General features: G+C 72.8%; 4 protein-coding genes and 1 pseudogene. 3 read left to right on the plus strand and 2 right to left on the minus strand.

Annotated elements, in window-relative coordinates:
- Together AB0I76_RS22315 and ffh are read left to right on the plus strand one after the other, a co-directional pair.
- Positions 1-248 (plus strand): annotated as a pseudogene (locus tag AB0I76_RS22315) ([protein-PII] uridylyltransferase); the annotation flags it as partial.
- 189 nt (positions 249-437) lie between these two features.
- Positions 438-1,994, plus strand: a complete 1,557-nt coding sequence (ffh, locus tag AB0I76_RS22320) for a signal recognition particle protein (RefSeq protein ID WP_357038634.1) — start codon at positions 438-440, stop codon at positions 1,992-1,994.
- A 164-nt stretch (positions 1,995-2,158) separates the two neighbouring features.
- On the opposite strand, the gene AB0I76_RS22325 is transcribed toward ffh, so the two are convergent.
- Positions 2,159-3,223: an NAD-dependent epimerase/dehydratase family protein gene (locus tag AB0I76_RS22325; protein ID WP_357038637.1), complete on the minus strand. Its 1,065-nt coding sequence runs from the start codon at positions 3,221-3,223 to the stop codon at positions 2,159-2,161.
- Between the two features lie 6 nt (positions 3,224-3,229).
- Positions 3,230-3,685 carry a MerR family transcriptional regulator gene (locus AB0I76_RS22330; protein ID WP_357038639.1) on the minus strand — a complete coding sequence of 152 codons (456 nt, stop codon included), beginning with the start codon at positions 3,683-3,685 and terminating at the stop codon, positions 3,230-3,232.
- 103 nt (positions 3,686-3,788) lie between these two features.
- Between AB0I76_RS22330 and AB0I76_RS22335 the strand changes: the two genes are divergently transcribed.
- Positions 3,789-4,868, plus strand: coding sequence for an amidohydrolase family protein (locus AB0I76_RS22335; RefSeq protein WP_357038643.1), 1,080 nt, complete (start codon positions 3,789-3,791; stop codon positions 4,866-4,868).
- Positions 4,869-4,965: the final 97 nt, after the last annotated feature.

Consider the following 4,965-nt stretch of genomic DNA (forward strand, 5'->3'; position numbering starts at 1 on the left):
CCGCGCCCCGCGTCGTCTGGCACCGCGAGGCGGCCACCGACGCGGTGCTGCTGGAACTGCGCGCCGCCGACGCGGCAGGCCTGCTCTACCGGGTCACCTGCGCCCTCGACGAAGCGGGCGCCCAGGTGCGAGCGGCCCGCATCTCCACCCTCGGCGGGGACGTGGTGGACGCCTTCTACCTCACCGGCGGCTGGCCCGACGACGACACCCGCGCCCGCGTGGAGACCGCCGTCCTCGCCGCGGTGTAAGGAAGGGCACCCTGTTGACGCCTGCGGTAGAGGAAGGGTCCCCGCTTAACGACTGCGCCGCCCCGGGGCGGGCCGGGGTGCGGCCGGCCAGGAGCGGTGGTGCGGACGGGGCGGTTACCCTTGCGGGTGGTCGGTCACCTCGCCCGGCCGTGCTGCGCTCACCGGAACACTGACAAACGGGATGTTCGCGTGTTTGACACCTTGAGTGACCGCCTGTCCGGGATCTTCACCAAGCTCCGCGGCAAGGGTCGGCTCACCGACGCCGACATCGACGCCACCGCGCGCGAGATCCGCATGGCGTTGCTGGAGGCGGACGTCGCCCTGCCGGTGGTCAAGGGCTTCATCGCCAACCTCAAGGAACGGGCCCGCGGCGCGGAGGTCTCCGAGGCGCTCAACCCGGCACAGCAGATCATCAAGATCGTCAACGACGAGTTGATCAACGTCCTGGGCGGCGAGGGGCGGCGGCTCCAGTTCGCCAAGCAGCCGCCGACCGTGATCATGCTGGCGGGCCTCCAGGGCTCCGGTAAGACCACCCTCGCCGGCAAGCTGGCCCGCTGGCTCAAGGCGCAGGGCCACCAGCCGCTGCTGGTCGCCGCCGACCTCCAGCGCCCCAACGCCGTCGGGCAGCTCCAGGTGCTCGGTGGCCGCGCCGGCGTCGAGGTGTACGCCCCGGAGCCCGGCAACGGCACCGGCGACCCCGTCCAGGTGGCGCGCGCCTCCATCGAGCACGCGAAGCGCGCCGCCCGCGACATCGTCATCGTCGACACCGCCGGCCGCCTCGGCATCGACGCCGAGATGATGCAGCAGGCCGCCGACATCCGCGACGCCGTCGACCCCGACGAGGTCATCTTCGTCATCGACGCGATGGTCGGTCAGGACGCCGTCCGCACCGCCGAGGCGTTCCGCGACGGCGTGGGCATCACCGGCGTGGTCCTCTCCAAGCTCGACGGCGACGCCCGTGGTGGTGCCGCGCTGTCGGTCCGCGAGGTCACCGGGCAGCCGATCCTCTTCGCGTCCACCGGCGAGAAGCTGGAGGACTTCGACGTCTTCCACCCCGACCGGATGGCCAGCCGGATCCTCGGCATGGGCGACGTCCTCACTCTGATCGAGCAGGCCGAGCAGGCCTTCGACGAAGATCAGAAAGAGAAGATGACCGCCAAGCTGATGGGCGGCGAGCAGTTCACGCTGGAGGACTTCCTCGACCAGCTCATCGCGGTCCGTCGGATGGGCCCGATCGCCAACGTGCTGGCCATGATGCCCGGCATGGGGCAGATGAAGGACCAGCTCGCCGAGCTGGACGACACGCACTTCGACCGGGTCACCGCGATCATCCGGTCGATGACCCCGGGTGAGCGCACCAACCCGAAAATCATCAACGGGTCCCGCCGGGCACGCATCGCCAACGGTTCCGGCGTCACCGTCATGGACGTCAACCAGCTGCTCAACCGCTTCGCCGACGCGCAGAAGATGATGAAGCAGATGGGCGGCATGATGGGCCTGCCCGGCGGTGGGCGGCGCAAGGCGACCAAGTCGCCGAAGAACAAGCGCAAGGGCACCAAGGGCGGCAACCGGCCGCGTACCGGTGCGGGCGCCGGCATGCCGGGCGGCTTCCCGGGCGGCATGCCACAGCTCCCGCCGGGGATGGACCCGAACGACCTGGCCGGTGGGCAGGGGCTGCCGCCGGGCTTCAAGCTTCCGAAGATCGACTTCAACAAGCTCGGCAAGGGCGACCAGCGGCCCCGGTGAGCGTGTCGGTGACGGCGAGCATGTGAAGGTTGATCGTGCCGTCGCCCGAGGACCCGAGTGCCCATGGAAGGTCTCGGTCGCCCTGCCCGCCCTGACGGGCCGGCGCAACGACCTGCGCGCCGCCGACGGGGGAGTGATCCCCGGCAGCGGCGCGCGGTCGTGCGTCAGACGGACACCAGGCCCAACTTGACCATGCTGTCGGCGGTGTCGGCGATGGTCTGCTCCACCCCGCGGGGCCGCCAGCCCAGCAGGTTCCGCGCCTTCGCGTTGCTGATCACCGGGATCTGCCCGCCGAGCCCGGCGGCCTCGCGCAGGGCGGGCTCCGTCTTCGCGGCCTCCCGGACCTCCTCGACGGTGAGTTCCCGGGCCGGCACCCGGTCGGCCGTTGCCGGCAGGTGCCGCGCGATCATCCGCGCCATGTCGAAGAAGCTGATCGACGGGCCGCCGACGCCGATGAACCGCTCCCCGGCCGCGGCCGGGTGCACCATGGCGCGCAGGTGCAGGTCGACCACGTCCCGGACGTCCACGACGCCGAAGTGCATCCGTGGCACCGCCGGGGTGGTGCCCTCCATGAACGCCTTCACCAGCCCGGTCGACGCGGACATCCGCTCGCCCAGGAGCGGACCGAAGATGCCGGTCGGGTTGACCACGCTCAGCTCGAACCCGCCGTGCTCCCGGGCGTACTCCCAGGCCGCCAGCTCGGCGAGGGTCTTCGACCTGTGGTACGCCGGGATGTCGTCGTCCGGGTTCGTCCAGTCCGTCTCGTCGTAGTGACCGTCGGGCTTCACCGTGTAGCCGACCGCCGCGTACGAGGAGGTCACCACCACGCGCCGGACTCCGGCCTCCCGAGCCGCCCGCAGCACCCGCAGCGCCCCGTCACGGGCCGGGCGGATCACCTCGTCCTCGTGCGTGGGCGGGGTGAACGGGAAGGGTGACGCGTGGTGCAGCACGTACCGCACACCGTCGGCCGCGTCCGCCCAGCCGTCGTCGGCGGAGAGCGCCGCCGTACGGAACTCGACCCGGCCGTCCGGGTCGGCGCCGGCCTGCCGGACCCGCGCCAGTACCTCGTCGCGCTGTCCCAGCTCGCGCAGCGTCACCCGGACCCGGTAGCCCTCGTCCAGCAACCGAGCGACGGAGTGCCCGCCCACGTGCCCGGTCGCACCCGTGACCAGCACCGTGGTGTCGCCGGTGGCGCGGAGGTCGATGTCGTTGTTCATGGTCGTGTCCATTCCGGATCAGAACCTTTCGAGAATGCGTTCGATGTCCTGGACGGCGCGGAACTCGGCGTCGGCGTCCTTCCGGACGCGGGCGTCCCACATGTCCGCCTTGCTGCGCATGTACTCCTGGCGGACCCGCAGCCGCTCGATCTCGGCGGCCAGCCGCTCGGCCTGCCGGGCGAACAGCTCCCGCTGCTTCGCCGCGCCCCGGCCGTCCTCCTCGTGGAGGAACTCCAGGTAACGCCGCATGTCCGTGACGCTCATGCCGGAGGAGCGCAGGCAGGCCAGGGCGTCGATCCGCTCCGCCGTGGCCGCGTCGTAGCGGCGGTGCCCGCTGCCCGGATCCCGCGGCACGGCGCCCAGCAGGCCGATCCGCTCGTAGTAGCGCAGCGTCGGCTCGCTGAAGCCCGACCGCCGGGCCATCTCCTGGATGGTCAGGACCTCGTCCGCCCGCTGCTCCTTCGCCGTCCTCATGTCACCGAGCGTTCCCGGGTTGAAGCGCTTCAAGTCAAGGCGTGTGACCGGGAACGCAGGTGCCCGCCCGCGCGCCCCGCGCCGATCGGGTAGGACTGTGCACATGGCTCTGCATGTGCGTGGTGTGCTCCTGCCCGACGACGAGGTCCGGGACCTGTGGCTGGTCGGCGACCGGGTCACCTTCGACCCGGTGCCCGGCGCCGAGACCGTCGTCGACGGCGGCTTCGTCCTGCCCGGCCTGACCGACGCGCACTGTCACATCGGCATCGCCCGGGGCGGCGCCCCGATCACCTCGCTGGACCAGGCCCGCGAGCTGGCCCGTACCGACCGGGACGCCGGGGTCCTCGCCATCCGGGACGCCGGCTCCCCGTACCCCTATCCGGAGCTGGACGACGAGCCGGACCTGCCCCGGCTCGCCCGCGCCGGCCGGCACGTCGCGCCGCCGAAGCGCTACCTGCGCGACATCGGCGTGGAGGTCGGGCCGGCGGAGGTGGCCGCCACGGTGACCGAGCAGGCGGCGGCCGGCAACGGCTGGGTCAAGCTGGTCGGCGACTGGATCGACCGCGGGGTGGGGGACCTGGCGCCGGCCTGGGACGCCGACACCCTGACCGCGGCCGTCGCGGCCGCGCACGCCGCCGGGGTACGCGCGGCGGTGCACACCTTCTCCGAGTCCGCCGTGGAGATCATGGTGCGGGCGGGGGTGGACTCGGTCGAGCACGGCACCGGGCTCAGCCTCGACCTGATCGACCAGATGGCCCGTCAGGGCACCGCCTTGGTCCCCACGATGATCAACATCCGGACGTTCGGCGGGATCGCCGAGCAGGCACGGGCGAAGTTCCCCGGGTACGCCGACCACATGCTCGCCCTGCGCGACCGCTTCCCGGAGGTGGTGCGCGCGGCGTACGAGGCGGGGGTGCCGATCTACGTGGGAACCGATGCCGGCGGCGGGATCGACCACGGGCTGGCCGCCGAGGAGATGCTGCTGCTGCACGAGCAGGCCGGCATGTCCCCGGTCGACGTCCTCGCCGCCGCCTCCTGGGGTGCCCGCGAGTGGCTCGGCTTTCCCGGCCTGGTCGAGGGGGGCCTCGCCGACCTCACCGTGTACCCGGAGGACCCCCGCACCGACCTGCGCGCGGTCCGCACCCCGTCCCGCGTCGTCCTCCGCGGCCGCGTCATCCGCTGACCCGTCCCCGCGCGGTTCGGCGTCCCCGCCGCCGCGCCGCCGCGCCCCCGCCCCCCCCCGCCGCCCCCCCCCCGCCCCCCCCCCCCCCCGCCCCCCC

The organism is Micromonospora sp. NPDC049799 (genome assembly GCF_040656655.1).
Taxonomy (GTDB): Bacteria; Actinomycetota; Actinomycetes; order Mycobacteriales; family Micromonosporaceae; genus Micromonospora.